This is a genomic window from Luteococcus sp. H91 (assembly GCF_038433135.1).
Lineage (GTDB): Bacteria > Actinomycetota > Actinomycetes > Propionibacteriales > Propionibacteriaceae > Luteococcus.
In genome coordinates this window covers 40,372-66,124 of sequence record NZ_JBCDMV010000019.1, presented here as the reverse complement: position 1 = coordinate 66,124, position 25,753 = coordinate 40,372, and the positions used below count along the sequence as shown (strand labels likewise).

The window sequence follows — 25,753 nt, the reverse complement described above, 5'->3', positions numbered from 1 at the left end:
AAATTCCCCCACCACTGTGGCACGTCCCGCCGATTTCTGCCCGCGGATGGTTGAGGGTTTGGCCAAACCCTCGACTGTGCTCAGCTGTGCGGCGCGGGCCAGTTGCTGGCCGGCTGGTAGGCGGGGGTCGACGAGCGGCGACGTCCGCGCAGCCTGCGCCAGAAGGCAAAGCGGGCCCAGTCGATCCGCAGCCCATCGGTCTCGCACAGGGCGGTGTGGCGCAGCGCCTTGATCTCGGCCAGCAATTCCTTCTCCCGCTCGCTGCCGGCCGAGTCGATGATGCCGCGCACCATCGCGTCGCGCAGGTAGGCCAGTTCGGTGACACTGCGCATCATGGCGACGGTGTCCCGCAGCGTGCGCCAGCCGCGGGTGGCCGCCACCAGCACCAGCCTGGTGCGCCGCCGGGCCGAGCCGTAGTTGACCACGTCGCGGCCGGGCAGCCAGCCCATCTGGACGTAGTCGACCAACCGGGTGCGAATCCGCTTGAGCTCCTTGAACTCGTGCCTGATGAGGAAACTCAGCATGAAGAAGATGATCAGGGCGAACTGGATCAGCAACATCAGCTCGGAGCGCTGCCCCACCGTCGCCATCCCGTTGAAGGCCATGTGGCCCAGCGCGGCGCAGCAGAAACCGGTCAGCGGCGCCAGGATCCGCACCAGCTTGCTGCGGGTCCGCAGGCCCAGCACCAGACCGATGCCGGTGAACATGGTGAACATGGGGTGGCCGTAGCTGGTGATCACGCCACGCAGGAAGACCAACTGCTTGACGGCCTCCTCCACGTCACCGGTGCCGATGGTGATGGAGCCGTAGACCATGGCGCGGGCGTAGTAGACGATGTTCTCGGTGAAGGCGAAGCCGATGGCGGACAGCCCGGCCAGCCCGACGCTCTGCAGCACCGAGACGATCCGGTAGCGGATCAGGATGGCCAGCAGGAAGAGGAAGGTGGCCTTGGCGGCCTCCTCGACGAAGGGCGCCACGAAGACCGCGGGCCGGGCCTGGGCGGCGGGATCGCCGGCGCTGGCGGTGACGTTCAGCATCTCCGAGGCCCAGCTGTTGATGTTCAGGCTGAGCCAGATGGCCATGCAGGAACCCCAGCCGAAGGCCAACAGCCACAGCAAAGGCTTCATCGGCCGCAGCCGATCGAGCAAGATGAAGGCCAGCGACCAGACGATCGCGGTGGGCGCGGCATAGCCGGCGCAGGTCTTGACCGTCTGCCAGTCCAGACCGGGGATGGTGCCCTCCGGCAGCACCCTGTCGGCCGACATCTGGCGCCAGACCAACCAGATCACCAGGGCGTAGAGCTGGAAGAGCACGGCGCTGATCCAGGTCCACGGGTCGGTGATGATCCGCATGGCCCAGTGCTGTCCGGGGCGACGCTGAGGTGGCAGGCCGGACAGGGATCGGGCGCGCCGTTCCGGCTTGACCGAGCTGGACGCATCGAGGGTTCCCCCGAGCGTCCATGCCGTGCCGGGCCGGGTCTGCGTCGTCATGCGCTCGTCCTGTCGTCGGGGAAACGGACTGGCGCCCCAGGCAGGAATCGAACCTGCGACCGACAGATTAGAAGGCTGCTGCTCTATCCGCTGAGCTACTGGGGCTGGTCGACGTCCATCGTAGCGGTGCCCATGGGTGACTAGTCCGTCCCGGGATCGGCCTCAGTCAGCGGCACCACGTCGAAGACCATCCGCACCAGGTCTGCCCGGAGCCAGGATCGGCTGTGCACCAGGGCTTCCTGGCTGTCGTCGTCGACGCTGGTGCTGGCCACCATCCAGGCCTGGGCGCGCAACGGAATGCCCAGCTGGGCACAGATCGCCTCGGGCGCAGCCGCCATGGTGCCGCGGGTGAGTATCCGCCGCGGCCGAAAGCCCGCGGACCGCAACACCTCCCCCACCGAGCCGAAGCTGCGCACCGCCAGCCCCAGATCCACCTCCACCCGTGGGGAGAACCACTCCTCGTGCAGGCACGCCGGTTCTTGGTCGATGTGCCCCAGACGACGCAGTTGCTGCACCGGCTGACCGGGTTGCACCGGCAGTGTGCCGGCAAGCTTCTGGGGGGCGCCCACCACGGCGTGCTCCAGCAGTACGGTGCGGGGCTTTGCGCCCGCCGCGCGCACCACCTCACTGAAGGTTGGGGCGTGGCGAGGCGTGATCGGATACGCGATCCGGTGCTGGACGAAGGTGCCGACCCCCGCGACCCGCCGAATCAGGTGCTGGGCCTCCAGTTCCTGCAACGCGGCCCGGATCGTGGCGCGGCTCACCTCAAAGCGCCCCACCAGTTGCTGTTCGCCGGGCACCCGGTGCCCGCGCGGCAGGGCACGCAACTCCTGTTCCAGCTCAGTGACGATCTCCGCCCGACGATCCCTGGTCCCCATGGCCCCAAGCCTTGCATCCGACCAGTCGAGACGAGCGTCCAAGAATTCGGCGTCGGAGGGGCCTGGCTGGCTTCGGCGGCCGGTTCCACCCGGCATCGTGCCGGGGCCCGGGATGTCGAGGCCCCCGGGCAGGGAGCGTAAGGTGGACGGGTGAATGACATGCTGGTGTGGATCGACTGTGAGATGACCGGGCTCGACCTGGCCAATGACGCCCTGATCGAGGTGGCGGCCCTGGTCACCGACTCCGATCTCAACGTGCAGGGTGAGGGCGTCGACGTGCTGATCAAGCCGTCCGACGAGGCCCTGGCCCAGATGGGCGACTTCGTCCGGGAGATGCACACCAAATCCGGCCTGCTCGACGAGCTGGCCACCGGCACCACGATGGAAGAGGCCCAGAAGCTGGTCCTCGACTACGTCCAGACCTTCGTGCCCAATGCCCGCAAGGCCCCGCTGGCCGGCAACACCATCGGCACCGACCGGATGTTCCTGGCCCGCGACATGCCCGAGCTGGAGGGCTGGGTGCACTACCGCAATGTGGATGTCTCCAGCATCAAGGAGCTGTCCCGACGTTGGTTCCCCCGCGCCTACTACCAGTCCCCCGCCAAGTGCGGCAATCACCGCGCCCTGGCCGACATCCAGGAGTCCATCGAGGAGTTGCGCTACTACCGCGAGGCCGTCTTCGTCGCCCCGCCCGGCCCCAGCACCAGCGAGGCCAAGCTGATCGCACAGAAGCATCAGGGGGCCCTGACCGGCGCCCGTCCGGCGGAGCTGGGCGCCAAGAAGGCCTGATCCGACGCCTGGAGTTCGCCCCGATTTCACACCGCGGCGATTCCCCGCTAAGCTGATCCAGCGCTCAGGGAGTTCTCCCGGAGACATGGTGGGTATAGCTCAGTTGGTAGAGCACCTGGTTGTGGTCCAGGTGGTCGCGGGTTCAAGTCCCGTTACTCACCCCACATGATGAAGGCCCCGGTCAACAGACCGGGGCCTTCATCGTTCCCACCGGTCTCCCGTCCACGCCGGCAGCATGGTCCAATGAGGACATGGACCCAGCACAGGCGCCCCTGATCCGCCCCGCCACCGTCGCTGATCGGGAGCGCTGGGCCGCGACCTTCCCTCTGCTGGTGGAGGACGCCTGGGCGCCGGGCAACAACCGTCGCGCCTACGTCGCCGTTGACGATTCCGGCACGGTACTGGGCCACTGCCGCGCCGTTGACAATGTCTTTCACCCCGACAGTCGGGTCTTTGTGCACCACGTCGCGGACGGGCTGCGCGGCACGCCCATCGAGTTCGCACTGGTTGAGGCGCAGCTCGCGGCTTCCACACTCCCGCTGCGGATGAAGATCGACGCCACCCAGCACGAGGACCGTGCCCTGGCTCGTCGGTTTGGCGCGGTCGCGGTGCAGCTGATGCCGCCGTGGCGACGGGTGGTGGGCCAGGACCTGCGGGCCTGGGCCGCCGCGCACCGCGGGAACACTGCCCCGATCCCCGACGCGGACCGGGAGCTGGTGCGCTGGCTGGAGGCCAGCCACTACGTGGCGCAGCACGCTTCCTGGTCGCCGTCGGCACCTCGCGAACAGATCTACCAGCTGTTCGCCGACGACCACGACCCGGAGGCCGACGGCTACGACCCACAGCGTTCCTTCCTGATCCGGCGCGACGGGCGGATCGCCGCCGCCGCGTTGTGCTGGCCCGACGAGGTGGTCCTGCTCAGCGACCCCTACGAGGGCCCGGAGACCGTCGCCGACAAGCGCGCCTGCCTGGCCGCGATCATCGACGCCACCCCCGACGGCCAGCAGTTGTGCGTCGACTCACACGTCACCGAACGGTTGGAGCGGGAGGCGCTGCGCGACCTGCCGGGCCTGGTGGACGACCCAACCAATGAGTGGACGGCGATCATCGCCCTGCCCGCCCCCGGCGGCCCCGCACCCCGCCCGCTGGACGCCAGTCTGGTGCCCGACGACGCGGCCTGGGTGCGAGACTTCTGCTGAGCCTCACTCCCCCGTCTCGGTGGGTTCGGCGCTCGCCACCTCCACCAGCGCCTGGACCAGCGTGTGCGACGACGCCTGGGCCATCAGGCGACTGAACAGCCGGGCCGGTGCGGCGAGCGGGCCCCGACCGTTGACCCCCTGCAGCTTGCGCAGGTCAGTGCCACCGTCGGCGGCCGTCGCGGTCAGCTGGAGGTAGTAGCCACGGGGATCGGTCTGTTCCGGCTCGATCCAGAACTGCTGCCAGACCACCGTCGCCCGGTCCGCGGTCCGCTCCAGGCGTGAGCGGCGCATCTCGAAGACCGCGGTCTTCGGGCCGCGGCTGATGTCCACCCTAATCACGTCGTCAGCCACGGCAACGGCGGTTGGGCCCGCGATCCACTGCGCCACCAGCGCGGGATCGGTGATCACGTCGGCCACCCGCTCGAAGGGAACCGGCACGAAACGCAGCAGCTGGCTGGTGGACTCCCGGGTGCCGTCCAGCAACCCGGGCACCGGCTTCGCCTTTCCCAGCGTCGGTTCGCTGGGCCAGGGCTCGTGGGCCAGCACGGCATCCACGTCGACGCATGCTCGGCACAGCGCCTCCGCCGGCCCACCAGTCGGGTGCTGCAGGACGGCGGTGAGCAGTTCCCGCTCCGACGGCGCGTCCTTGAGCAGTTCCTGCACCACCGGATCGAGCTCGACGGTGCGCTTGGAGGTCCAGGCGTCCCGCAGACTGCGGCGGGACGGCTGCGTCACCCTGGACGAGTCGACGCCGATGCTGGCCAGGTCATCCGCGTCCCGTTCCCGCGTCGCCGATCGCAGGCTCGGCAGGGTGGCCCCATGGGCGGCCAGCACCCGGGCGGCGGGCCCACCGGTCACCAGCAACGCGACCAGCAGGTCATCCAGGCTGGCGATGCCGCGACCGGCCAGTTCGGCCTCCCGACCGGCGGCCATCATGGTCGCGAAGTCGTTCGGGGCATGCGCACGGGCTCGGGCAAAGAGTTTCATCGTGGCTCCTGTCGGTGATTCCTGAGCAGGGCCGGGTCGACCCGCTTGGCGAACTTCTTGTGGACGGCCTGCCGGGTGACCCCCAGCGCGGCGGCAATCTCCGGCCATCCCATGCCGGCAGCCAACGCGGACTCCACCTGACGCAGTTCCAACTCGTCGGTGAGGCGACGCAGCGTCGCGACCGCCCTGAGCCCTCGGCGGGGGTCAGAGGTGTCGCTGGCGCTGCGCGCGACGTCCATCTCATCCATGCGGTCAACCTTAGTTGACAGCATCGAGACCTGTCAACCTTGGTTGCTCAGATCCTGACCGAATCAGTCGTCGCGGCCACGACGCCAGGCGGCGCGCACCATCTCCTTGTTCACCGCCGCGACGGCGGACAGTGGGATCCCGGCCGGGCAGACCTCGACGCACTCGCCGTAGGTGGAGCACGGGCCAAAGTTCTGCTCCACCGCCGCCACCACGCCCCGGGCGCGCTTGCCCCGTTCCGGCTTGCCCTGCGGCAATGTCGCGAAGTGGGTCAGCAGGGCCCCGCTGAACAGGTGCGCAGCACCGTTCGGGCAGGCCGCGACGCACGCCCCGCAGCCGATGCAGGCGGCGAAGTCCAGCGCCTGCTCCGCCTCCCGGAAGCCGATCGGGCGGCTCTCCGCGTCGGGCGCCGTGCCGGTGTCGACGCTGACGAAGCCGCCGCCACGCACCACCACGTCCAGCGCCGACCGGTCCACCACAAGGTCCTTCACCACCGGGAAGGCGGCCGAGCGGAAGGGTTCCAGGGTGATCTCATCACCGTCGGAGAAGTTGCGCAGGTGCTGCTGGCAAGTGGGGGTGTTGGGCACCGGGCCGTGTGGCCGGTCGTCGACGGTGATGCCGCAGCACCCGCAGATCCCCTCCCGGCAGTCGCTCTCGAAGGCGACGGGCTCCTCGCCTGCCTCCACCAGTTGGTCGTTGAGCCGGTCCAGCAGTTCCGGCATGGACATCTCCGGCGTCCCATCGTCCACGGTGTAGCTGACGAAGTTGCCCGGCGCGTCGGCGGCGGCCTGCCGCCAGACCTTCAGCGTGATTCTCATTGGTAATTCCTCGTCTGCAGTTTGACGGCGGTGAAGGCCAGCGGTTCGCTGTGGCGCACCGGCAGGCCGGGGTGGACGTCGTCGCCGGGGACGTGTTGCCAGGCGGAGACGAAGCACCAGTTGTCGTCGTCGCGCACCGCCTCGCCCTCGCGTTCATGTTCGATGCGGAAGTGCGCGCCGCAGGACTCGTCGCGATCCAGCGCGTCGATGCACATCAGTTCGGCCAGCTCCAGGTAGTCGGCCACCCGACCGGCTCGTTCCAGTTCCTGGTTGAGCTGGCTTCCAGTGCCGGGAATGCGCAGGTCGCGCCAGAACTCGTCGCGCAGCTCACGGATCTCCCGGATCGCCGTGGTCAGGCCCTCGGCGCTGCGCGCCACGCCGCAGCCGCGATAGAGGATCTCCCCCAGTTCACGGTGGAAGCGGTCCGCACCGCGCGTCCCACCAATGCCCAGCAGCCGCTCGAGCCGTCCGGTGGCGTCGGTGACGGTGGCGGTCACGGCCGGGTCGTCGTCGGCCAGCAGCGGCTCGTTGAGGTGCTCGGCCAGGAAGTCCGGGATGGTGTACGGCAGGGTGAACATCCCGTCGACGCAGGCACTGAGCAGCGAGTTGGCGCCCAGCCGGTTGGCGCCGTGGTAGCCCCAACCGGCCTCGCCGCCGACGAAGAGCCCCTCGACCGAGGTCTGCATCCGGTAGTCGCTCCACAGCCCACCCATCGCGAAGTGCGCGCCGGGTGCGATCCGCATCGGCTGGGTGTAGGGATCCTCACCGGTGGCGTCGTGGTACATCCGGAAGAGGTTGCCGTAGCGCTCCGCGATGGTCTGCTTGCCCAGCCGGGCGATCGCGTCGCGGAAATCCAGGTAGACGCTGTTGCTGAGCGGCCCGACGCCGTGTCCGGCCTCGATCTGCTCCCGCGCGGCCCGCGACGAGATGTCGCGCGGCGCCAGGTTGCCGTAGGCCGGGTACTTGCGCTCCAGGTAGTAGTCGCGCTGGCCTTCGGGAATCTCATGGGCCGGCCGGTCGTCACCCGGCCTGGCCGGCACCCAGATCCGGCCGTCGTTGCGCAGGCTCTCGCTCATCAGCGTCGTCTTGGACTGCCACTGCGAGCTGACCGGCAGCGCGGTCGGGTGGAACTGGATGAACGACGGCGACGCGAACAGCGCCCCCCGACGGTGGGCCCGCCAAGCGGCGCTGACATTGGAATTGTGCGCCAGGGTGGAGTGGAAGAAGGCCTTGCCGTAGCCGCCGGTGGCCAGCACGACGGCGTGTGCGGCCTGGGTCTCGATGGCGCCGGTGCGCAGATCCCGGGCCACCACGCCCCGCACCCGGCCGTCGGTGACCACCAGATCCAGCACCTCGCGATGGGTCCGTAGATCCACCGTGCCGGCCGCCACCTGTCGCTGCAGCGCGCGAGCGGCGGCCACCTGCAGCTGCTGCCCGGTCTGCCCGCGGGTGTAGTAGGTGCGGCTGACCTGCACACCACCGAAGGAGCGGGTGCGCAGCTGGCCGCCGTACTCGCGGGCGAAGGGCGCCCCGATGGCATCCATGTGGTCGATCACCCGCACGGACTCCTCGGCCAGCCGGAAGACATCGGCCTCCCGGGCGCGGAAGTCGCCACCCTTGACGGTGTCCTTGACGAAGCGGTCCAGCGAGTCGCCGTCCACCTTGCGACCGCGAGCGGCATTGATCCCACCCTGGGCGGCGACGGAGTGCGCCCGTCGGGCGGCGTCGTGGAAGGTGTAGGAGACCACCTTGTAGCCCAGCTCACCGAGCGCCGCGGCACAGGAGGCACCGGCCAGCCCGGTGCCCACCACGACGACGGTGAACTTGCGCCGGTTCAGTGGACTGACCTGCTTGAAACCCAGCTTGGCGCGATGCCACGCGGTTGCCGGATCGCCCTCGGGCACCCGGCCATCCAACGGGGTGGGTGCGTGCGGAATCTGCAGACTCATTTCACTACTCCACTCAGGACGGCGACGGGAATGGTCAGGTTGCCCAGCGCCACGATCAGGCCGACGGCCAGTGCGACGGCGCTGATGCTCTTCACGGCCTTGGGCCCGGGCGTCACACCAAGATCCAGCACGACGCTGAGCAGGCCGTGCGCCAGGTGCGCGCACAGCGCCAGCATGGTCAGGCCATAGACCAACGCCACCGGCCAGCGGCTGAAGGAGGCGATCACATTGGCGTAGGCGAAGCTGGCCGCCGCGGTGGGGCCCTGGAAGCTGTCGGTGGCGACGGGTGCCGTGCCGGTGGTCAGGTCAAGGATGTGGAAGACCAGGAAGCCGAGCAGGATCACGCCGGTCCACGGCATCGACTGGGCGGCCCAACGGTTCAGCCCCATCCCCTTGCGACGAATCCCGCCCCGGGCCCGTCGGGCGCGGCTGCGCACCAGCCAGCCACACCATAGGTGCGCCAGCAGGCAGGCGAGCAGGGCGAGGCGCAGGATCCACAGCAACCCCTCGTGCGGCAGCACCGGCCCGAAGGCGGTGCGCAGCCAGTGGGCGTAACCGTTGAAGTGTTCCGGCCCGGTGTAGATCTTGAGGTTGCCGATCATGTGCACCAGCACGAACAGGCTGAAGACCACCCCGGTGAGCGCCATCACCACCTTGGCGGTGGCATTGGAGATGCCTTCGTTGTGCCCGGCGCCGCGGGCGACGGAGGCTGTTGGTGCTTGTTGGATGGCCATTCGGGCTCCCTGCTCGTCATTGAGCCGGGGGCCAACCGAGGATCCCCGGCCAAGCTTGGCTCCACCATAACGCCGGGTGATCTGGCGTCGGCCAGCGGGGTGGTCAGTCCACTCTCAACGGGTACTGGATCCACCCCGCGGCAGCGCCCTTCCACCGGCCCGGGGACCGAGCCGGTGGAGGTTGGATGAGGGCTCAGACCTTCTGGTCGGCCTTCCCGCCGGGCTGCACGCTCCAGGCTGGCGGCTCGTCATTGCCCGCCTCTTCCTCGCGATCCGAGTCCTCGAAGGTCGGGTGCACGACGCCGGCGGCGTGGTGCACCGGGGCGTAGATGGCGTAGACCTGCATCGGTTCGTCGCCGGTATTGGTGATGTTGTGCCAGACCCCCGCGGGAACCTGCACGCTCCACCCGTCGGTGACCTCCTGCTCGAAGTCCAGCTGGTCCTCGGCCGGGCCCATCTGCACCAGGCCCTTGCCTGCATCCAGCCGCAGGAACTGGTCGGTCTCCGGGTGTACCTCCAGGCCGATGTCGGAACCGACGGGGATGCTCATCAGTGTCACCTGCAGGTACTTCCCGCTCCAGGCCACCGTGCGGTAGTTCTGGTTGGCCTTGGTCTCGGTCTCGATGTCGAAGACGTTCGGGTTGGGTCCATTGTCAGTGATAGCCATGACCATGAGCGTACTCACCGTCGCCGATGTTGCACGTCGGCATCCCAGGCGCTCGGAGTCCCTCAGGAGAGATGATCTGCGACGTACTGTCGAACCACCTCATCGAAGTCCTCGTCGCGCACGAACCCCATCCCGAGCATGCGTTCCACGTCGAAGTCACCGGGCCAGGAGCAGACGATGTCGATCACCCGCTGGTCGGGCACATCGCGCACCAGCGCGCGGGCCTCGGCGCCGCCGACGCGCTCCAAGGAATCGAGCATCTGCTGGACCGTGACGCAGATCCCCGGGATGTTCATCCCCCGCCACGACGACATTTCCTCGGCGGGCAGGTCCATCGCCTTCAGCAGGTTGGCCACGGCGGTGCGTGGCGAGGAGAGCCACATCCGCGTCTGGCGGGGCACGGGGCATTCGGTGGGGATGCCGTTGAGCGGTTCGCGCAGGATCCCGCTGGCAAAGGATGAGGCCGCGGAATTCGGCTTGCCCGGGCGCACCGAGATGGTGGGCAGCCGGCAGATCCGTCCGTCGAGGAAGCCCTTGCGGGAGTATTCGTTCACCAGCAGTTCGCCCACGGCCTTGAGGGCACCGTAGGTGGAGTCGGGCTGTTCGGCCCACTGCTCCGGCACGACCTCGGGCATGGCTCCCCCGAAGACCGCCAGTGAACTCGTGAAGACCAGCCGAACCGGACGCCCGGTGCTGGCCCGTAGCGCCCGCAGCCGTTCCAGCAGGGCCCGGGTGGCGTCGACATTGACCGCCATCGCCAGGTCGAAGTCCTGCTCGGAACCGCCGGAGAGCACCGCGGCCAGGTGGAAGACTCCCACCGTGTCCTCGCCCAGGGATTCGGCCAGACTGGCCGGGTCGGCGAGATTGCCGACAACGGAATGGACCCGGGAGTCTGCGACGGGCGACGGTGCCAGATCCACCGAGACGAGTTCGCGCGCACCCAAGGGCGCGGTCCCGGCATCCATGGCCTCCAGCAGGGCCCGCGTGACCATGCTGCCCAGGAAGCCTGCTCCACCCGTGATGACGATCCTCATTGATTCCTCCATCGGTTTGGTCGGTACTCGGTTGAGCACCGGGGAAGGATCAGACAAGGCTGATCCGCTGGGCGGCGGCCACCGTCTGGTCCAGATGAGCCGCCATGGCCCGGGCAGCCGCCTCCTCGTCATGGGTCCGCAGGGCGGCCAGGATCTGCTGGTGCCAGCCGAGCGCATCGAGCCGCACCTGCCGGGTCCTCGAGGTCTCCAGCCGAACCCGCAGCAGCATCTGCGCCAGGGTGCGGAAGGCCTCGATCAGGAAGCGGTTGTGGGCGGCCTCCAGGATGATCTCGTGAAAGCGGATGTCAGCCAGTGCCGAGGCCTTGACGGCGTCCGCGGAGTCGAGATTGTCGCGCATCAGCTGAATCTGCTCGTCCAATGCGGACAGTTCCTCGTCGGTGATCCGGAGCGCGGCCAGCCGAGTCATTCCCACCTCGAGCACCCGTCGGGACTCCATCAGGTCCTGGACCAGGATGCTGGTGTCGCCCTCCAGCCGGGCGTGAACCGCGACGATCTCGGGGTCCAGCACCGACCACCGGCTCACCGGGGCGATCCGGTTTCGCCGCCCCTGCTGCACCTCCAGCACCCCGCTGGCGGCCAGGGAACCAATCGTCTCGCGGATCGTCAGCCGAGACACGCCGAAGCGCTCCGCCAGCCTGGCCTCCGCCGGGAGTTCTTCCCCCACCGGGAATTCGCCTGTCGCGAGCGCCTCCAGCACCGCGTGCTTGGCGCGTTCTGCCGCTTTCATGCCGCCTCCTGACCCCTCGGGCCACCCTCGCCCCAGGTCCCGTCGCGTGACACTCGACCCGTTGACATTGTGGTCATTCAACCCTAGCTTGTCAGATATCAGACAAGTCCGCCGCTGATGTGCGCGGCTTGCGCCCCAGAGAACAACGTCGTCCAAAGGGTTTCCATGTCTCCAACAATGCTGGTCCTGCTTGGTCTGGCCGCGGTCTGCGCCATCCTGGCGCTGATCATCAAGGCCAAGGCCCATCCCTTCATCGCCATGATCGTCGTCTCGATCGGGCTGGCCCTCGTGGCCGGCATGCCCATGTCCGCCGTCATCCCGACCTTGCAGGAGGGCATGGGCAAGACCTTGGGCTCCGTCGCCCTGATCGTCACGCTGGGCGCCATGCTGGGCAAGATCATCGAGATCTCCGGCGGTGCCGAGGTGCTCGCCAAGGCCCTGCTGCGCTCCTTCGGAGAGAAGCGTGCCCCCTGGGCACTGGGCGCGTCGGCCTTCATCTTCGGCATCCCGGTCTTCGTCGACGTCGCCACGATCGTGCTCGTGCCGATCGTGCTCGCCGTGGCCCGCAAGCTGCCCGGCCGGGTCAACATGCTCACCTACGCCCTGCCCACCGTGATGGCGCTGCTCACCGTCCACGTCGTCCTGCCACCGCACCCGGGCATCGTCGGCGGCTCCGAGCTGATGAATGCCGACGTCGGCCTGGTCCTCCTGCTGGGAATGATCCCCGCCGTGGTGATGTGGCTGTTCAGCCAGGTGCTCAGCGGCTATCTGGTCCGCAAGGTCTTCTCCCCCGTTCCCGACGAGGGCAGTGCGCTGGCCGGTGTGGGCGGGCAGGACCAGATCGACTCCAGTGAGAACGAACCGAGCTTCGCCCTGGTGCTGGCCATGATCGTGATCCCGCTGTTGTTGATCATGTCGCAGACAGTCACGGCACTGATACTGCCGGCGGGCAATCCCGTCAGGTCCTTCTTCGCCCTGGTGGGCGCCAGCCCCGCCGCCCTGCTGATCGGCGTGCTGCTCGCCATCTTCTTCCTCGGCGTGCGCCGCGGCTGGGGCGCCGCCCGGATCGAGGACGTCTGCAGCGCCGCGCTGCCCGCCACGGCTGCCGTCATCCTGATCACCGGTGCCGGCGGCACCTTCGGTCACGTGCTGACCAAGACCGGCGTCGCCAAGGCCGTCGCCGACGTGCTCTCCGGATCCGGTCTGCCGATCATCCTGCTGGCCTGGCTGATGGCTGCCCTGATCCGCGCAGCCCAGGGTTCCGCGACGGTGGCGACGATCACCACCGCTCCCCTGATCGCCCCACTCGCCGCCAGCATGGGGCTGTCCGCCATGCAGATCGCCGTGGTGACGATCGCCATTGGCGTCGGGTCCATGGCCCTGTCCCACGTCAACGACTCCCTCTTCTGGGTCTGGAGCCGCTATTACCAGGTGGAAACCGCCGCCGCCCTGAAGTCCTACACCGTCGCCACCACCCTCACCTCGATCGTCGGACTGGCCGTCGTCGGCCTGATGTGGCCGTTGGTCGGGGCTCTGTCATGAACGATCAGGAAGGCATGAAATGACTGCATCATCCATGGGCACCACGCGTCGGCTGCTGGTGCTGGACGACGATCCCACCGGGTCGCAGTGCGTAGCGGGGGTGGATGTCGCCTTCCAGGAGGACCCGGCCATCCCGGCTGAAGTCCTGCGCAATCCCGGCGCCACCTGCTTCGTGCTGATGAACACCCGAGCCCTGCCGGAGGCCGAGGCGGTGGCCAAGAACCGACGCATCCTGTCCGGCGTGCTGGGAGCGGGGTTGGCCACCGAGGGGCTGCATGTGGTGTCCCGCTCGGACTCGACGTTGCGCGGGCATGTGCTGGCCGAGCCGAGTGCCCTGGCCGACGTCCTCGCCGAACACGGCGTGGAGGTGGACGGCTTCCTGTTCTGCCCGGCCATGATCGAGGCCGGTCGCTTCACCAAGGATGACGTGCACTATGCGATGGTGCAGGGGCAGCCGCTGCAAGCGGCCGAGACCGACTTCGCCAAGGACGCCACCTTCGGTTACACGGAATCCAACCTGCGCAACTTCCTGGAGGAACGCTCGGAGGGCCGGGTTCGGGCCGACGAGGTGGCCAGCATCGGGCTCGAGGACATCCGCCAGGGCGGGGTCGAGCGGGTGGAGCAGATCCTCGCCGGGGTGAGCGGGCGACAGTGGGTGGTGGTCAATGCCACCGACTATGCCGACATGGAAGTGGTCACCGCGGCACTGGCCCGACGCGAGGCCCAGGGCAGGAGCTTCATCACCCGCTGTGGCCCTTCCTTCGTCCGTCCCCTGTCAGGCCAGCGCGGGGCAACCGTCCTGACTGCGAGCGACATCACCATCGACAGCCACCGCGCCAGCCACGGACTGGTGGTCGTCGGATCGCACGTCGGGCTGACCACCCGCCAGCTCACCGCGGTCCAGCGACGCGGTAACCTGGCGGAGTTCGAGCTGGAGGTTCCCCGCCTGCTGGATCCGGCCACCCGCCAGCAGCACCTGGAGGAGGTCGGTGCTGCCCTGCGCACGCAGCTGTCCGAGTCTGATTGCGTCGTGTACACCAGCCGTGACCTGGTACGCACGGACAGCAAGGACGAGTCCCTGCAGATCGCCCGTCAGGTCTCCGATGCCGTGGTGCAACTGGTGGCATCGGTGGCCAGCGTCCACCCGGCCTGGGTGGTGGCCAAGGGCGGGATCACCTCGCACGAGGTGGCGGCGCAGGGGTTGGGCATCAGTCACGCCGAAGTCAAGGGGCAGTTCTTTCCCGGGCAGGTCTCACTGTTCACGGCGCTGCAGGCCCCGGCGGAGACGATCGGGATGCCCTATGTGGTCTTCCCCGGGAATGTGGGAGGTGACGAGGCCCTCGCCGACGCCGTCGAGCGTCTCGTCGAGGCAACACGACAGAGCAGGAGCGAGAAATGAGCATCCGGACGATTGGGTGGATTGGGCTCGGCGCCATGGGCGCGCCGATGGCGCTCGTGGCGGCGAAGACGGGCTTCGAGGTGACCGCCTTCGACCTCGGGCCGGACGCTATGGGCCGGGTGGCACCCAGCGTCGCCGGCGCGAGCAGTGCCCGCGAAGCGGCCCAGGGCAAGGACATGGTGGCGATCATGGTGGCTACAGGACCCCAGCTGGAGTCGGTCCTGTTCGGTGACGGGGGCATCGCCAAGGTGTTGGGGCAGGACACGGTGGTGATGGTGATGGCCACCGTCGGCCCATCGGCCATCGAGCAGGTGCGCGACCAACTCGCCCCGATCACCACGCATCTGGTGGATGCACCGGTCTCCGGCGGGGTGGTTCGAGCCGGCAAGGGAGACCTGCTGATGATGGTCTCCGGAGCCCCGGCCGACGTGGAGCGGGCCCGTCCCGTGCTGGATGCCCTGGCCTCCAGTGCGCCCAGCGTCGGGGACATTCCCGGCGATGGTCAGCGTTTCAAGGTGGTCAACCAGCTGCTGTGCGGAGTGCACATCGCGGTGGCCGGCGAGGCCCTGGCCCTGGCCGACTCGATGGGTCTGGACGTCAAGCAGGTGCATGAGGTGCTGGGCGCCGGGGCGGCGGCATCATTCATGTTCGGCGATCGTGGCCAGCGGATGGTGGACGGTGATCATGACGAGGTCCGTTCCGCCCTGGACATCTTCGTCAAGGACATGGGCATTGTCTCCCAGGCTGCCCGTGAGGTGGCGCAGGAGGTTCCGCTGGCCGTCACCGCCGAGCAGCTCTACCTGCGCGGACGCCGACAGGGGCTGGGCCGCAAGGACGACTCCGTCGTCGTGCAGTTGTTGCGGGGCAATCAGGACTGACCGTCTGGTCGACGCAGCCGATCGGGGCCAGGGCCCGGGGCCGCACCCGCCGTGCAAGGAGAAATCCTCGCGGTGGGTGCGGCCCCGGCCCGTCTCAGAGCGGCACCCCGCCGAAGACGTACATGCTGATCAGGAAGATCAGGAAGGTGCCGCAGGCCCACTTGCCCGCCTGCCGCTGCCAGGCCCCCATGTCCACTCCCGTCAGGTTGAGCAGCAGGTAGATGAAGCCCACCAACGGGCTGAGCAGGTGGAAGGCCTGTCCCACCGTCGACGCGACGCCGATGTCCATGGCGCTGAAGCCGTACTGCTCGCCGGTCTGGGCCAGGATCGGCAACACGCCCAGATAGAAGGCGTCGTTGCTGAGCAGGAAGGTGCCGGGCGCGGAGACGATCGCGGTGACCAACGGCCACTGCCCGCCCAGCGACGACGGAACCCAGCGCGCCAGGGATTCACCGATCGCCTGGCTCATTCCGGACTCGTTGAGGATGCCCATGAAGATGCCCGCCGCCAGCACCATCGTGATCACCTGCAGGGCATTGGCGCCGTGGATGTTGATGATGGCCTGCTGGTCCTTCACGCTGCGGTAGTTCAGCACGAGCGCGACGGCGAAGCCGATCTCGAAGAGCACGGCCGCGGGGATCTTCGGCAGCCCATACATGCCGCCGAAGACCAGCATCAGCATCAACACCATGGTGAGGAGGAAGTTGGGCCAGAGCATCCGTGGCCGCTGCAGGGCGTCATCCTCGTCGGTCATGGTGGCATCCATCGCGGCGATGTCCTCGTCGTCCAGCTCCCGGATGCCCAGCCGCTTGCGTTCCTGCACACCCCGGATCCAGGCGACGCAGATCACCCACGCGATCGCCAGGAACATGCCCGGCAGGATGCGCCGCAGCAGCGCTCCCTCCTCCAGGTGCAGGGCGGCGATGATCCGCGCGGTCGGGCCTCCCCAGGGCAGCAGGTTCATCACGGAATTGGCCAGGATCACGATCACCGCAAGGTCCATCATCTTCATTCCCAGTCGCTTGTAGACCGGGATCATGGCGGAGCAGACGATCATCGTCGTGGTGGAGCCGTCACCGTCGACGCTGACCACCGCGGCCAGGATCGCCGTGCCCACCAGCACCTTCAGCGGGTCGCCCTTGACGATCCGCAGGATGAAGCGCACCAGCGGGTCGAAGAGCCCGGCGGTGATCATCAGCCCGAAGTAGAGGATGGCGAACAGCAGCATCACGACGGTGGGCGCGACGCCCTTGATGCCGGCCAGGCCGAAGGGGCCCACCTTGCTACCCAGCCCCGCCAGCAGGCCGATCACCAGGGGGACGAGGATCAGGGCGGCGAAGGGGGTGGTCTTCTTGGTCATGATCAGCGCCATGAAGAGCGCGACGATCAGATAGCCCCAGATTGCGAGCATGCTGTCTCCTTTGACGTGGGTGGATGTCAGGGGTGATTCCACGACCGAGGCATACCCAACCACACGGTAGGTAGCCGTGGGAAGCCATCCCAGCAACGACTTGCGGGCCACGACCCTGCGAGGGTTGCGCAACAGTGCCGGCGAAGCATCCGCGGCCACCGGCGGTCCGCCTCAACAGGCGTGATCCGGGTGCCCGCTGTGCAACCCTCGCAGGGTTGGGCCACCGGAGCCTCCAGCCGTGGTCAGGGGCGACACGACCACCACTGCCAGAGGCGCCTGCGCCACTAGTGCCACAATGGTGGCCATGCCACGTTCGCCCTTTGCCTTGTCGGACGCGCGTCTTCGGGCAGCTCTTGTTGCCGGACGCGCCGCGGCCCTCGCCTCCCGCCTCACCGGAAAGGGCTCGGGTGCCTCGATCCGGGGCCAGGTGCTCACCCGGATCGATCCCGACGCCCTGGGCAAGTTGTTGGCCAACCGGCGCATTGCCGTGGTCACCGGCACCAACGGCAAGACCACCTCCACCCACCTGCTGACCGCCGCCATCCGCGCGTCGCTGCCCGACAGTGATCGCACGGTGGTGACCAATGCCGACGGTGCCAACCTGCACGCCGGCATCGCGTCGGCGCTGGGTGAGGCTCCCCAGTCCACCATCGCCTGCCTGGAGACCGACGAGCGGGTGGTGCCCGACGTGATCCGGCTGGGCCGCCCCGAGGTGCTGGTGATGCTGAACTTCAGCCGGGACCAGATGGACCGCAATTTCGAGATCAAGTCGCTGGGCCGGGCTTGGCGGGTCGCGCTGGAGGCGGCCGGCGAGCAGGGCCCCGTGGTGGTGGCCAATGCCAATGACCCGCTGGTGGTCTGGTCCGCCCAGCCCGCCCACCGGGCCATCTGGATCGACACCGGCGCCGGCTGGACGCAGGATGCCGCGCTGTGCCCCGCCTGCGGATCGGTGCTGGCCCGCAAGGACGGCCAGATCGTCGGCGGCGGCTCGTGGGCCTGCACCGACTGTGAGCTGGCCCAGCCCGAGCCCGACTACCGGGTTGACGGTGAGCAGGTGATCGAGCGCGACGGCACCGTCTGGCAGCTGGAGCTGAATGTGCCCGGCCGCTTCAACCGCGCCAACGCCGCCTGCGCCCTGGCCGCGGCCCGGGTGATGGGCGTCGAGCCCGAGATCGCGTTGAGGGGCATGACCACGGTCACCTCCCCCGCCGGCCGATTCGCCGTCGGCACCTTCGGCGACGTCCAGGCCCGCCTCCTGCTGGCCAAGAACCCGGCCGGCTGGGCGGAGAGCCTGGCGCTGGTCTCCACCGATCCGGTGGTGTTGGCCATCGACGCGATCGCCGCCGACGGTCGTGACGTCAGCTGGCTGTGGGATGTCGACTTCGAGCAGCTGCAGGGCCGCCGGGTGGTCTGCACCGGCCCCCGCGCCCATGACCTGGCCGTTCGCCTGACCTATGGCGACGTGGAGCACACCATCGAGCACGACCTGATGACCGCGATCAGCAGCCAACGGATCGACGGCGTGCTGGACGTGGTCAGCACCTACACCCCGTTCCAGAAGCTGCGCAAGCTCGGAGGCCTCGCATGAACCCCGTCAAGATCGTCGTCGTCTACCAGAGCCTGCTGGGCATCTATGGCGACCAGGGCAATGCCAAGGTGGCTGCCAAGCGGCTGCAGCTGCGCGGCATCGACGCCGAGGTGGTCACCGTCGAGCCCGGCGAACCGATGCCCGACGACGCCGACCTGTACTTCCTGGGCGGCGGGGAGGACATGGCGCAGATCAGCGCGCTGCGCGCCCTGCAGGCCGACGACGGGCTGCGCCGCGGCGTGGAGAATGGCGGCGTGCTGCTGGCCGTCTGCGCCGGCTTCCAGATCTGCGGCAACACCCTCACCGTCGGTGACCGCGACGAGGTGGTGGACGGCCTGGGCATGCTCGACGTCGACACCCGTCGGGCCGAGGTGCGCGCAGTCGGCGAGGTGCTGCACCGCTGGACCAGGCCCGACGGCACCGAGAGCCTGATCACCGGCTTCGAGAACCACGGCGGGCACACCACCCTGGGCCCGAAGGCCACGCCGCTGGCCACCGTTGAGGTGGGCGTGGGCAATGACGGCACCGGCATCGAGGGCGCCGTGCAGCAACTTGGCAAGGGGTGGATCTACGCCACCTACCCGCACGGCCCGCTGCTGCCCCGCAATCCGGAGCTGGCCGACCACCTGCTGGAACTCGCGCTCGGCCGGGAGCTGGATCCGCTGCCGATGCCGGAGCTGGACGAGCTGCGCCGCCAGCGGATCGAGCACGTCCGTCAGATGTAGCGCACCGCCGGGCACTCGTACAGCCACACGCCGGCGAAGGGACCGTCGGTCACGTGGATCATCTGGCGCCCCTGGATGCAGGCCCGGCGGTCGGAGGTGAACCTCGCGCCGCGGAGCAGCCGCTTGCTGCGCTGCGCGGTCACCCGACCGTTGGCGTCGAAGGCGGTGGCCACCAAGGCAACCCGCGCCTTGACCTGGACGCTGCGGGGCTTTCGCCAGACGTGCGCATCGACGCCCAGCCCTCGCAGATAGGAGGCGTCGGGCACCTCCCGGATGTACCAGCCGGCCAGCGCACCATTGGTGAGCTGGAACCAGTTTCCGCTGGCCCCGAAGCCGCGCATGAACTTCACCCGGTGGGAAGCGGTGGCACCCGTGGCCCGGCCGGTGACGAAGGTCCGAGTCGCGGTGACCAGCCCCTCGCTCTTGAACTTGTAGAGCTGGTGGGTGCCGGCTTCGATCATCACCGGCCCGCCGCTCTGGGTGTCGGTGAAGTCGTTGACCATCCCGTCCAGGGTGAGGGCGAAGCCGCCCCGTCCAGTCAGGTGGTAGAGGGTGTCCATCAGCTCGACGTGAATCGGATGGTAGTTGCGGTGGGGCTGGCGGGCGTTGACCACATAACTGGATGCCGTTCCCGGCAGCCGACAGTTGTTGCGGTAGGCGAAGGCGGTGCTGAGTGCGCCCTCCACCACCGCCTTGACCAGCGGGGTGAGATCCGGACGGGATGTCCCGAGCACCCGCAGGTACCCGACCAGGCCGGTGGCCGCATAGCAGTGCCCGTTGTAGACCTTCGACGGCTGGTGGTGGGGCAAGGGGTATTCATCCAGCCACAGGAAACCGCGCTCATCCACCACGCTCACCCAGGGCGTCCGGTCATTGACGTACTTCACCAGGTAGGAACGGAACAGGGATTCCGCATGCCGTAGGTATTCCTCGCAGCCGGGAACGCTGCCCAGCATGGACATCGCGCTCACCGCCACCCCCTGCGTCATGCCGGAGTACCACCGCGGAGGAAAGGTGCGGCCAATCACGTACCAGGTGTGTTTGTAGGGCAGGAAGGCCGCATCCCCCACCCAGACGAAGCTGTTCACCAGCGCGTCGGCATGCCGTCGGGCGATCCGCAGACGTTCGGGATCCCCCGTCTCCCGGAAACGGCGCACCTGGCTGATGATGTACTTCGCGATCATCAGCGGGTGGTGGTAGTACTTGCCGTCGGGCGCCTTGTACTGCAGCACGCCGTCCGGCCCGACGGTGGAGCCCGCGGGGGCGTCCGGGAGTGGCAGGGGCACCTGGGCGGCGGCCGCGGAGATCTGTGGCTGCAGCAGCTTGACCGAGCGATCAAAGCTGGTGACGTCGATCAGGCCATCGTCGGTGGGTTTGGGGGCGGCCAGCGCGGGGACGGGAGCCAGCGCGAGGCCCGCCGGCAGACCCGCCATCAGCCCCAGTGTCGCGCGGCGTGAAAAGGACATGGCCAAAGTCTAGGTCATTCGCCCATCACGACGTTTCCCGATCGAGGACGTCGCAAACACGGCGTTGCGATCACTCCGGGCGACGTGAGCTAGCGTCAACGCATGAAGACTCGACAGCTTGGACCCTTCACCGTCAGCGCCATCGGGATGGGCTGCATGCCGCTCTCCATGGCGCGCAGCCCCCAGCCCAGCCAGGAGCAGGCCAACGCCACCGTGCACGCCGCTCTGGACGCCGGCATCACCTTCTTCGACACCGCCGACATCTACGCCCCCAGTTGGGACCAGATGGGTCACAACGAACGCGTGTTGGCCACCGCGCTGCGCGGCGTCGCCAATCGCGACGAGCTGGTGGTGGCCACCAAGGGTGGCATCACCCGCGGCGAGGGTGAGACCTGGGGCCGCGACGGTTCCAAGGACTATCTCCGCAAGGCCCTGGAGGCCTCCCTGCGCGCGCTGGAGGTGGAGTGCATCGATCTGTACCAGTGGCACCGCCCGGACCGTTGGCAGGTCTACGGCGAGGTGGTGGAGACCTTCGCGGAGTTCAAGCGGCAGGGCCTGATCAAGGCCGTCGGCATCAGCAATGCGAATGTCGAGGAGATCGAGATCGCGCGCGATGTGCTGGGCTCCGACGGCCTGGTCAGCGTCCAGAACGAGTTCTCCCCCAGCTTCCGCTGCTCCACCGACACGCTGACCGTGTGCCAGGAGAACCAGATCGCCTTCCTGCCGTGGAGCCCCTTGGGTGGTTGCGCCGGCGGCGCGACGAATGTGGGCAACCGCTTCCATGCCTTCGGCGAGGTGGCGCGTGCGCACGGGGTCAGCCCGCAGCAGGTGGTGCTGGCCTGGGGGCTGGCAAAGTACGACCGGCTGATCCCGATCCCCGGCGCCAGCCGCCCGGAGTCCATCACCGACTCCGCGAAGGCCGTTGAGCTGGTGCTCAGCGACGAGGAAGTGGCCCTGCTGGATGCCTCCCCCTGCGTCCACGACGAGCAGCCGCACCGCTGAGGCCGGCCTCGACAGGCTCGGCCACCGTCCTTGCGTCCGCACACAAAGTGACCACGATCCCCGAGCTTGTGGAGGGGCCGCCGAACACAGCGAAAGGCCCCGATCATGACTGATCGGGGCCTTTCTGGTTGGTACACCGCCAGGGACTCGAACCCTGAACCCGCTGATTAAGAGTCAGCTGCTCTGCCAGTTGAGCTAGCGGTGCGCGCGAGAAGGAACATTACGCCTGCGGGAACCACGGCGCAAATCGAGGCCTCGACAGGCTCGGCCATCGCGCTTGCCTCAGCACGACGTGACCAGGATCCCCGAGCTTTGTGGAGGGGCCGCCGAACACAGCGAAAGGCCCCGATCATGACTGATCGGGGCCTTTCTGGTGGTACACCGCCAGGGACTCGAACCCTGAACCCGCTGATTAAGAGTCAGCTGCTCTGCCAGTTGAGCTAGCGGTGCGCGCGTTGGCCAACTATACGCGCGATGGCGTTGATCGTACAAATCGGGGGCGCCGGGCCACAGCCCAGCGCCCCCGACAGGTCGGGTCGGCGACTACTTCACGCCACCTGCGGTCAGGCCGGCCACGATCCGGCGCTGGAAGACCAGCACCATGGCGAGCAGCGGCACGGTCACCACAACGCCCGCAGCCATGATCGCGCCGTAGGGGATGTTGTAGGCGGCGTCGCCCTGGAAGCCCGCCAGAGCCACCGGGGCGGTCATCTTGTCCTTGTCAGCCAGGAAGGTCATGGCGAACATGTACTCATTCCAGACCGCGATGAAGGTCAGGATGACGGTGGTGAAGATACCGGGCGCGGCCAGCGGCAGGATGATCTTGCGGAAGGCCGTGGTGGGCGTGCAACCGTCCACCATGGCCGCCTGCTCCAGCTCGACGGGCAGCTGCCGGAAGAAGGCCGTCAGGTTCCACACGCACAGCGGCAGACCGAAGGACAGCGACGGGATGATCGCCGCCTGGTACTGGTTCATCCAGTTCAACGGCAACCACGAGTAGTTGTTGGTGAACATCTTCAGCAGCGGCACCAGGATGGTGATCGCCGGGAACATCGAGCAGCCGATGATGATGGCCAGCACCAGCGCCTTGCCCGTGAAGCGCAGCCGCGCCAGGGCGTAGGCCGCGACGATGCCGAAGAAGAGCGTCAGCGCCGTGGTGACGGTGGCGATCAGCACCGAGTTGCCCAGCGAGGTGAGGAAGTTGTTCTTCTCGTTGAAGGCGATCCGGTAGTTCTCCACCGAGACCGGGTTGGGGATGAAGTCCGTGCTCAGACCCATCGTCGGCAGCCGCAGGGAGGTGATCACCATCCAGAGGAAGGGCAGGATGCAGTAGATGATGATGAAGGCGATGCCCAACAGCGACGCAATGCCGCCGGCCAGTTGGGCACCGGACTTCTTGGGCTTGTTCAGCGTCTCCAGCTCACGCTTGGTGAGCAGTTCCTGGCCCTCGGGGACCGTGAGATTCATGGTGCTCATACCGCACTCTCCCCACTGGTGATGGTCTGGTTGGCCTTGGTGCGCGCCACCTGCTGCTTGTGCAGCTTGCGCAGCCGCTTGCGCTGATCGCTCCTGGCCCGGGACTCGTCGTCACCGACGACATCAGCACCAAGGAACTTGATGAACAGGAAGGCGACCAGACAGATCAGCAGGAAGAGCAGGATCGAGTAGGCGGCAGCCGGGCCGTAGCGCTGGCTCACGGCCTCCTGGTAGGCGAACATGCTCAGGGTCTCGACGGAGTACTTGTTGGGCCCGATCAAGCCATAGGGCAGGTCGAACATGCGCATGGTGTCCAGGGTACGGAAGAGCACGGCGACCACCAGCGCGGGCTTGACCATCGGCAGGGTGATCCGGGTGAACTGCTGCCAGGCGGTGGCGCCGTCCACCTTGGCGGCCTCGTAGACCTCGGCCGGGATGGTCTGCAGGCCGGCCAGGGTGAGCAGGCCGATGAAGGGGGCGGTCTTCCACACGTCGGCCATGATCACGGCCCACTGCGAGGCCGCGGAGTCACCCAGCCAGAGGATCTGCTTGCCGAAGATCTTGTTCATCACGCCGCTGGTGTCGAAGATCACGGACCACAGCTTGGCGGAGACGATCGTGGGGATGGCCCAGGGGATCAGGATGGCGGCGCGCACCAGGCCGGTTCCCTTGAAGGCCCGGGCCATGATCAGCGCCATCGCCACGCCGAGCACCGTCTCGATCGCCACGCAGATCACGGTGAAGTACATGTTGTTGACGAAGGCATTCATCAACCGGCCCATCGAGCCGAAGACGCCGTCGACCGCGCCGGAATTGCTGGTCAGGGCGCTGATGTAGTTGTCCAGCCCGACGAACTTGGTGCCCGACTGGGCCATGCCGGTGGTCGGGTCGATGCCATCGCTGGTGCGGTAGAAGGACTCGATCACGCTGAGCACGATCGGGATGCCGACCACGAACAGGATCACGGCCAGGGTGGGAGCGACGAGGATCCAGGCAAGGGTGCCCTGACCGTCGCTGAGGGCGTTCTTCTTCACCTTCTTGGTGGAGGCCCTGGTGGTTTCGACAGCGGTTGCCATCTTTTCCCTCCTTTGGGAATCAAGCGGTTGGCATGCTGCCCGGCACGAACCACCAGGTGCGGTCCGTGCCGAGCAGCAATGCTGTCAGGGCGTTACTTCTTGGTCAGCTCGGTGAGCTTGGTCTGCAGGCCGTCGAAATTGTCCTTGGCCGGCTTGCCCGCGATCACATTGGCGGTGGCGTCCTGGATGGCCTTGGTGGCGTCGTTGTACGCGACCACCTGAGGACGGGGCTTCGCGGTGGAGATCGACTCCTTCAGCACCGGCAGGTAGGGCAGCTGCTTGACCAACTCGGCGTCGGAGTACAGCGACTCACGTGTGGGGGCCAGGGTGGCCTTCTGCGCCGCGGTCTTCTGCTGGGCCTCCTCGCCGTACCACTTGATGAAGTCCCGGGCGGTCCCCAGGTTCTTGGCGGTCTTGGAGATGGCCAGGTTGTGACCACCCAGGGTGGACACGCCGGGGCCGTCCATGCCGGGCAGCGGGGCGACGCCGAACTTGTCGTTCACCTTCGAGCTCTTGTCACTCTTCTGCATCAGCGAGTAGATGTAGGGCCACTGACGCAGGAAGACGAGCTTGCCCTGCTGGAAGGCTTCACGCGACGGCTCCTCCATCCACGTGGTGGCGGCCTTGGGAATGGTGCCGTCCTTGAAGGAGTCCTGCAACCACTGCACACCCTTCAGCGAGGCCTCGGTGTTCACCTGCGGCTTGCCGTCCTTGTCCAGGAACTCCCCGCCGGCGGAGTTGACGATCTCGGTGACATTGCAGGTCATGCCCTCGTACTTCTGGAACTGGCCGCCATAGCAGTCCAATCCCTTGCCCTCGGGCAGGGCCTTGACCTTGGTGCAGGCGGCCTTCATGTCGGCCCAGGTCTTGGGGGCCTCCTTGATGCCGGCCTTGTCCAGCAGATCCTTGCGGTAGTAGAGCAAGGCGCCGTCCGAGCTGGTCGGGTAGGCGTAGAGCTTGTTGAAGTAGGTGGCGCCGTCGACGGCGGGCTTCAACATGCCGTCCGTGGGGAACATGTCGGCGGGCAGCTCGTGCACCCACTGCTTGGCAGCGAACTCGGCGGTCCACACGATGTCCAGGTAGAGCACGTCGTAGTTGGACGCGCCCTTGGTGTTGGCATTGTCCACCATCTTCTGGCGCTGCTCATCGGCGGAGGCCGAGAGCTGCACAAAGGTGACCTTTTCGTTCGGGTGTTCCTTGTTCCACTGGTCCAGAAGCGGCTGGACCAGGTTGTTGTTGTCCTTGCCCTGGACGAAGGTGATCGGACCCTTCTGGTCCCAGTTGAGAGCGGCGCCGGTCTCGGCGGGCTTCGAATCTCCTCCGCCACCACAGGCGGCGGTGGCCAGAACGGCGGCGAGGGAGAGACCGGCAACGGCGATGCGCTGCGCCTTCTTGGTGGTTGACATAGGTGTGAGTCCTCACTTCTTTGTGAACCCCCGGGAGTACGGGGACTGCGGCAGAAGAGTATCCGCTCGCCCCACATCTCCCCTAGCCAATCACGCGATTGCCACGAATTTGTTATACAGCAGAGGAGATTCCCCTTGACATCGAGAGGGTTCACCAGCAGCGAACTCCACATAACACCTAGTCAAGTTGTATTGGCAGGTTCAAATCGACAGACCTTCGCTGCCTATGCTGACCATGCGGTAAT

General features: G+C 67.6%; 23 protein-coding genes and 4 tRNA genes. 9 read left to right on the top strand and 18 right to left on the bottom strand.

Translation table 11 applies throughout. From position 1 onward, the window contains the following. Positions 1 to 80: 80 nt before the first annotated feature. The 3 genes from AAEX57_RS10205 to AAEX57_RS10195 all read right to left on the bottom strand — a co-directional run bounded on the left by AAEX57_RS10205 (position 81) and on the right by AAEX57_RS10195 (position 2,368). Positions 81 to 1,490, bottom strand: coding sequence for a PrsW family intramembrane metalloprotease (locus AAEX57_RS10205; RefSeq protein ID WP_342092465.1), 1,410 nt, complete (start codon positions 1,488 to 1,490; stop codon positions 81 to 83). Between the two features lie 29 nt (positions 1,491 to 1,519). Then, positions 1,520 to 1,595, bottom strand: a tRNA-Arg gene (locus tag AAEX57_RS10200). 35 nt (positions 1,596 to 1,630) lie between these two features. Then, positions 1,631 to 2,368 carry a GntR family transcriptional regulator gene (locus AAEX57_RS10195; RefSeq protein WP_342092464.1) on the bottom strand — a complete coding sequence of 246 codons (738 nt, stop codon included), beginning with the start codon at positions 2,366 to 2,368 and terminating at the stop codon, positions 1,631 to 1,633. A 159-nt stretch (positions 2,369 to 2,527) separates the two neighbouring features. Between AAEX57_RS10195 and orn the strand changes: the two genes are divergently transcribed. The 3 genes from orn to AAEX57_RS10180 all read left to right on the top strand — a co-directional run bounded on the left by orn (position 2,528) and on the right by AAEX57_RS10180 (position 4,356). After that, positions 2,528 to 3,157, top strand: coding sequence for an oligoribonuclease (gene orn, locus AAEX57_RS10190; protein WP_342092525.1), 630 nt, complete (start codon positions 2,528 to 2,530; stop codon positions 3,155 to 3,157). A gap of 88 nt (positions 3,158 to 3,245) precedes the next feature. After that, positions 3,246 to 3,321: transfer RNA gene (locus AAEX57_RS10185), tRNA-His, on the top strand. Between the two features lie 87 nt (positions 3,322 to 3,408). Then, positions 3,409 to 4,356, top strand: a complete 948-nt coding sequence (locus AAEX57_RS10180; RefSeq protein ID WP_342092463.1) for a hypothetical protein — start codon at positions 3,409 to 3,411, stop codon at positions 4,354 to 4,356. 3 nt (positions 4,357 to 4,359) lie between these two features. On the opposite strand, the gene AAEX57_RS10175 is transcribed toward AAEX57_RS10180, so the two are convergent. The 8 genes from AAEX57_RS10175 to AAEX57_RS10140 form a co-directional block, all read right to left on the bottom strand. Then, the gene (locus tag AAEX57_RS10175) at positions 4,360 to 5,343 is read right to left on the bottom strand and encodes a Clp protease N-terminal domain-containing protein (RefSeq protein ID WP_342092462.1); all 984 of its coding nucleotides are present in this window, start codon (positions 5,341 to 5,343) and stop codon (positions 4,360 to 4,362) included. Then, complete coding sequence (locus AAEX57_RS10170; RefSeq protein ID WP_342092461.1) at positions 5,340 to 5,591, bottom strand: hypothetical protein; 252 nt, start codon at positions 5,589 to 5,591, stop codon at positions 5,340 to 5,342. Before AAEX57_RS10170 ends, AAEX57_RS10175 begins: the two co-directional genes overlap by 4 nt. Before the next feature lie 63 nt (positions 5,592 to 5,654). Next, positions 5,655 to 6,407 carry a succinate dehydrogenase/fumarate reductase iron-sulfur subunit gene (locus AAEX57_RS10165; protein ID WP_342092460.1) on the bottom strand — a complete coding sequence of 251 codons (753 nt, stop codon included), beginning with the start codon at positions 6,405 to 6,407 and terminating at the stop codon, positions 5,655 to 5,657. After that, positions 6,404 to 8,356: a fumarate reductase/succinate dehydrogenase flavoprotein subunit gene (locus AAEX57_RS10160; RefSeq protein ID WP_342092459.1), complete on the bottom strand. Its 1,953-nt coding sequence runs from the start codon at positions 8,354 to 8,356 to the stop codon at positions 6,404 to 6,406. Before AAEX57_RS10160 ends, AAEX57_RS10165 begins: the two co-directional genes overlap by 4 nt. Further along, positions 8,353 to 9,090: a succinate dehydrogenase cytochrome b subunit gene (locus AAEX57_RS10155; protein WP_342092458.1), complete on the bottom strand. Its 738-nt coding sequence runs from the start codon at positions 9,088 to 9,090 to the stop codon at positions 8,353 to 8,355. The genes AAEX57_RS10160 and AAEX57_RS10155 overlap by 4 nt, the downstream gene beginning before the upstream one ends. A gap of 193 nt (positions 9,091 to 9,283) precedes the next feature. Continuing rightward, positions 9,284 to 9,757, bottom strand: coding sequence for a cupin domain-containing protein (locus AAEX57_RS10150; RefSeq protein ID WP_342092457.1), 474 nt, complete (start codon positions 9,755 to 9,757; stop codon positions 9,284 to 9,286). 62 nt (positions 9,758 to 9,819) lie between these two features. After that, on the bottom strand, positions 9,820 to 10,791 hold the full coding sequence (denD, locus tag AAEX57_RS10145; RefSeq protein WP_342092456.1) for a D-erythronate dehydrogenase: 972 nt from the start codon (positions 10,789 to 10,791) through the stop codon (positions 9,820 to 9,822). A gap of 49 nt (positions 10,792 to 10,840) precedes the next feature. After that, positions 10,841 to 11,539, bottom strand: a complete 699-nt coding sequence (locus tag AAEX57_RS10140) for a FadR/GntR family transcriptional regulator (protein WP_342092455.1) — start codon at positions 11,537 to 11,539, stop codon at positions 10,841 to 10,843. A 165-nt stretch (positions 11,540 to 11,704) separates the two neighbouring features. Between AAEX57_RS10140 and AAEX57_RS10135 the strand changes: the two genes are divergently transcribed. From AAEX57_RS10135 to AAEX57_RS10125, 3 genes are read left to right on the top strand one after another with little or no spacing between them, the layout of a single operon-like run. Continuing rightward, positions 11,705 to 13,081: a GntT/GntP/DsdX family permease gene (locus AAEX57_RS10135; protein WP_342092454.1), complete on the top strand. Its 1,377-nt coding sequence runs from the start codon at positions 11,705 to 11,707 to the stop codon at positions 13,079 to 13,081. Positions 13,082 to 13,100: 19 nt separating this feature from the next. Then, positions 13,101 to 14,480, top strand: coding sequence for a four-carbon acid sugar kinase family protein (locus AAEX57_RS10130; RefSeq protein ID WP_342092453.1), 1,380 nt, complete (start codon positions 13,101 to 13,103; stop codon positions 14,478 to 14,480). Continuing rightward, positions 14,477 to 15,358, top strand: coding sequence for an NAD(P)-dependent oxidoreductase (locus AAEX57_RS10125; RefSeq protein WP_342092452.1), 882 nt, complete (start codon positions 14,477 to 14,479; stop codon positions 15,356 to 15,358). Before AAEX57_RS10130 ends, AAEX57_RS10125 begins: the two co-directional genes overlap by 4 nt. A gap of 94 nt (positions 15,359 to 15,452) precedes the next feature. Here the strand turns inward: AAEX57_RS10125 and AAEX57_RS10120 are convergent, their stop codons facing one another. Further along, positions 15,453 to 16,769 (bottom strand): CitMHS family transporter, encoded by a 1,317-nt coding sequence (locus AAEX57_RS10120; RefSeq protein ID WP_342092448.1) that lies wholly within the window; start codon positions 16,767 to 16,769, stop codon positions 15,453 to 15,455. 304 nt (positions 16,770 to 17,073) lie between these two features. Between AAEX57_RS10120 and AAEX57_RS10115 the strand changes: the two genes are divergently transcribed. Then, positions 17,074 to 18,357 carry a MurT ligase domain-containing protein gene (locus AAEX57_RS10115; RefSeq protein ID WP_342092447.1) on the top strand — a complete coding sequence of 428 codons (1,284 nt, stop codon included), beginning with the start codon at positions 17,074 to 17,076 and terminating at the stop codon, positions 18,355 to 18,357. Further along, the gene (locus AAEX57_RS10110) at positions 18,354 to 19,082 is read left to right on the top strand and encodes a type 1 glutamine amidotransferase (RefSeq protein ID WP_342092446.1); all 729 of its coding nucleotides are present in this window, start codon (positions 18,354 to 18,356) and stop codon (positions 19,080 to 19,082) included. Before AAEX57_RS10115 ends, AAEX57_RS10110 begins: the two co-directional genes overlap by 4 nt. Here the strand turns inward: AAEX57_RS10110 and AAEX57_RS10105 are convergent. Continuing rightward, positions 19,073 to 20,548, bottom strand: a complete 1,476-nt coding sequence (locus AAEX57_RS10105; protein WP_342092445.1) for a D-glucuronyl C5-epimerase family protein — start codon at positions 20,546 to 20,548, stop codon at positions 19,073 to 19,075. The two genes, AAEX57_RS10110 and AAEX57_RS10105, sit on opposite strands and share 10 nt — an antisense overlap. Positions 20,549 to 20,650: 102 nt before the next feature. Between AAEX57_RS10105 and AAEX57_RS10100 the strand changes: the two genes are divergently transcribed. Further along, positions 20,651 to 21,550: an aldo/keto reductase gene (locus AAEX57_RS10100; protein ID WP_342092444.1), complete on the top strand. Its 900-nt coding sequence runs from the start codon at positions 20,651 to 20,653 to the stop codon at positions 21,548 to 21,550. A gap of 129 nt (positions 21,551 to 21,679) precedes the next feature. Here the strand turns inward: AAEX57_RS10100 and AAEX57_RS10095 are convergent. From AAEX57_RS10095 to AAEX57_RS10075, 5 genes are all read right to left on the bottom strand, one after another. Then, positions 21,680 to 21,755 (bottom strand) — tRNA-Lys (locus tag AAEX57_RS10095). A 169-nt stretch (positions 21,756 to 21,924) separates the two neighbouring features. Beyond that, positions 21,925 to 22,000: transfer RNA gene (locus AAEX57_RS10090), tRNA-Lys, on the bottom strand. A gap of 93 nt (positions 22,001 to 22,093) precedes the next feature. Then, entirely contained in the window at positions 22,094 to 23,026 is a 933-nt protein-coding gene (locus AAEX57_RS10085; protein ID WP_342092443.1) for a carbohydrate ABC transporter permease, read from the bottom strand. Further along, positions 23,023 to 24,102, bottom strand: a complete 1,080-nt coding sequence (locus AAEX57_RS10080) for a carbohydrate ABC transporter permease (RefSeq protein WP_342092442.1) — start codon at positions 24,100 to 24,102, stop codon at positions 23,023 to 23,025. Before AAEX57_RS10080 ends, AAEX57_RS10085 begins: the two co-directional genes overlap by 4 nt. A 92-nt stretch (positions 24,103 to 24,194) precedes the next feature. Then, complete coding sequence (locus AAEX57_RS10075; RefSeq protein WP_342092441.1) at positions 24,195 to 25,508, bottom strand: ABC transporter substrate-binding protein; 1,314 nt, start codon at positions 25,506 to 25,508, stop codon at positions 24,195 to 24,197. Between the last annotated feature and the right edge of the window lie 245 nt (positions 25,509 to 25,753).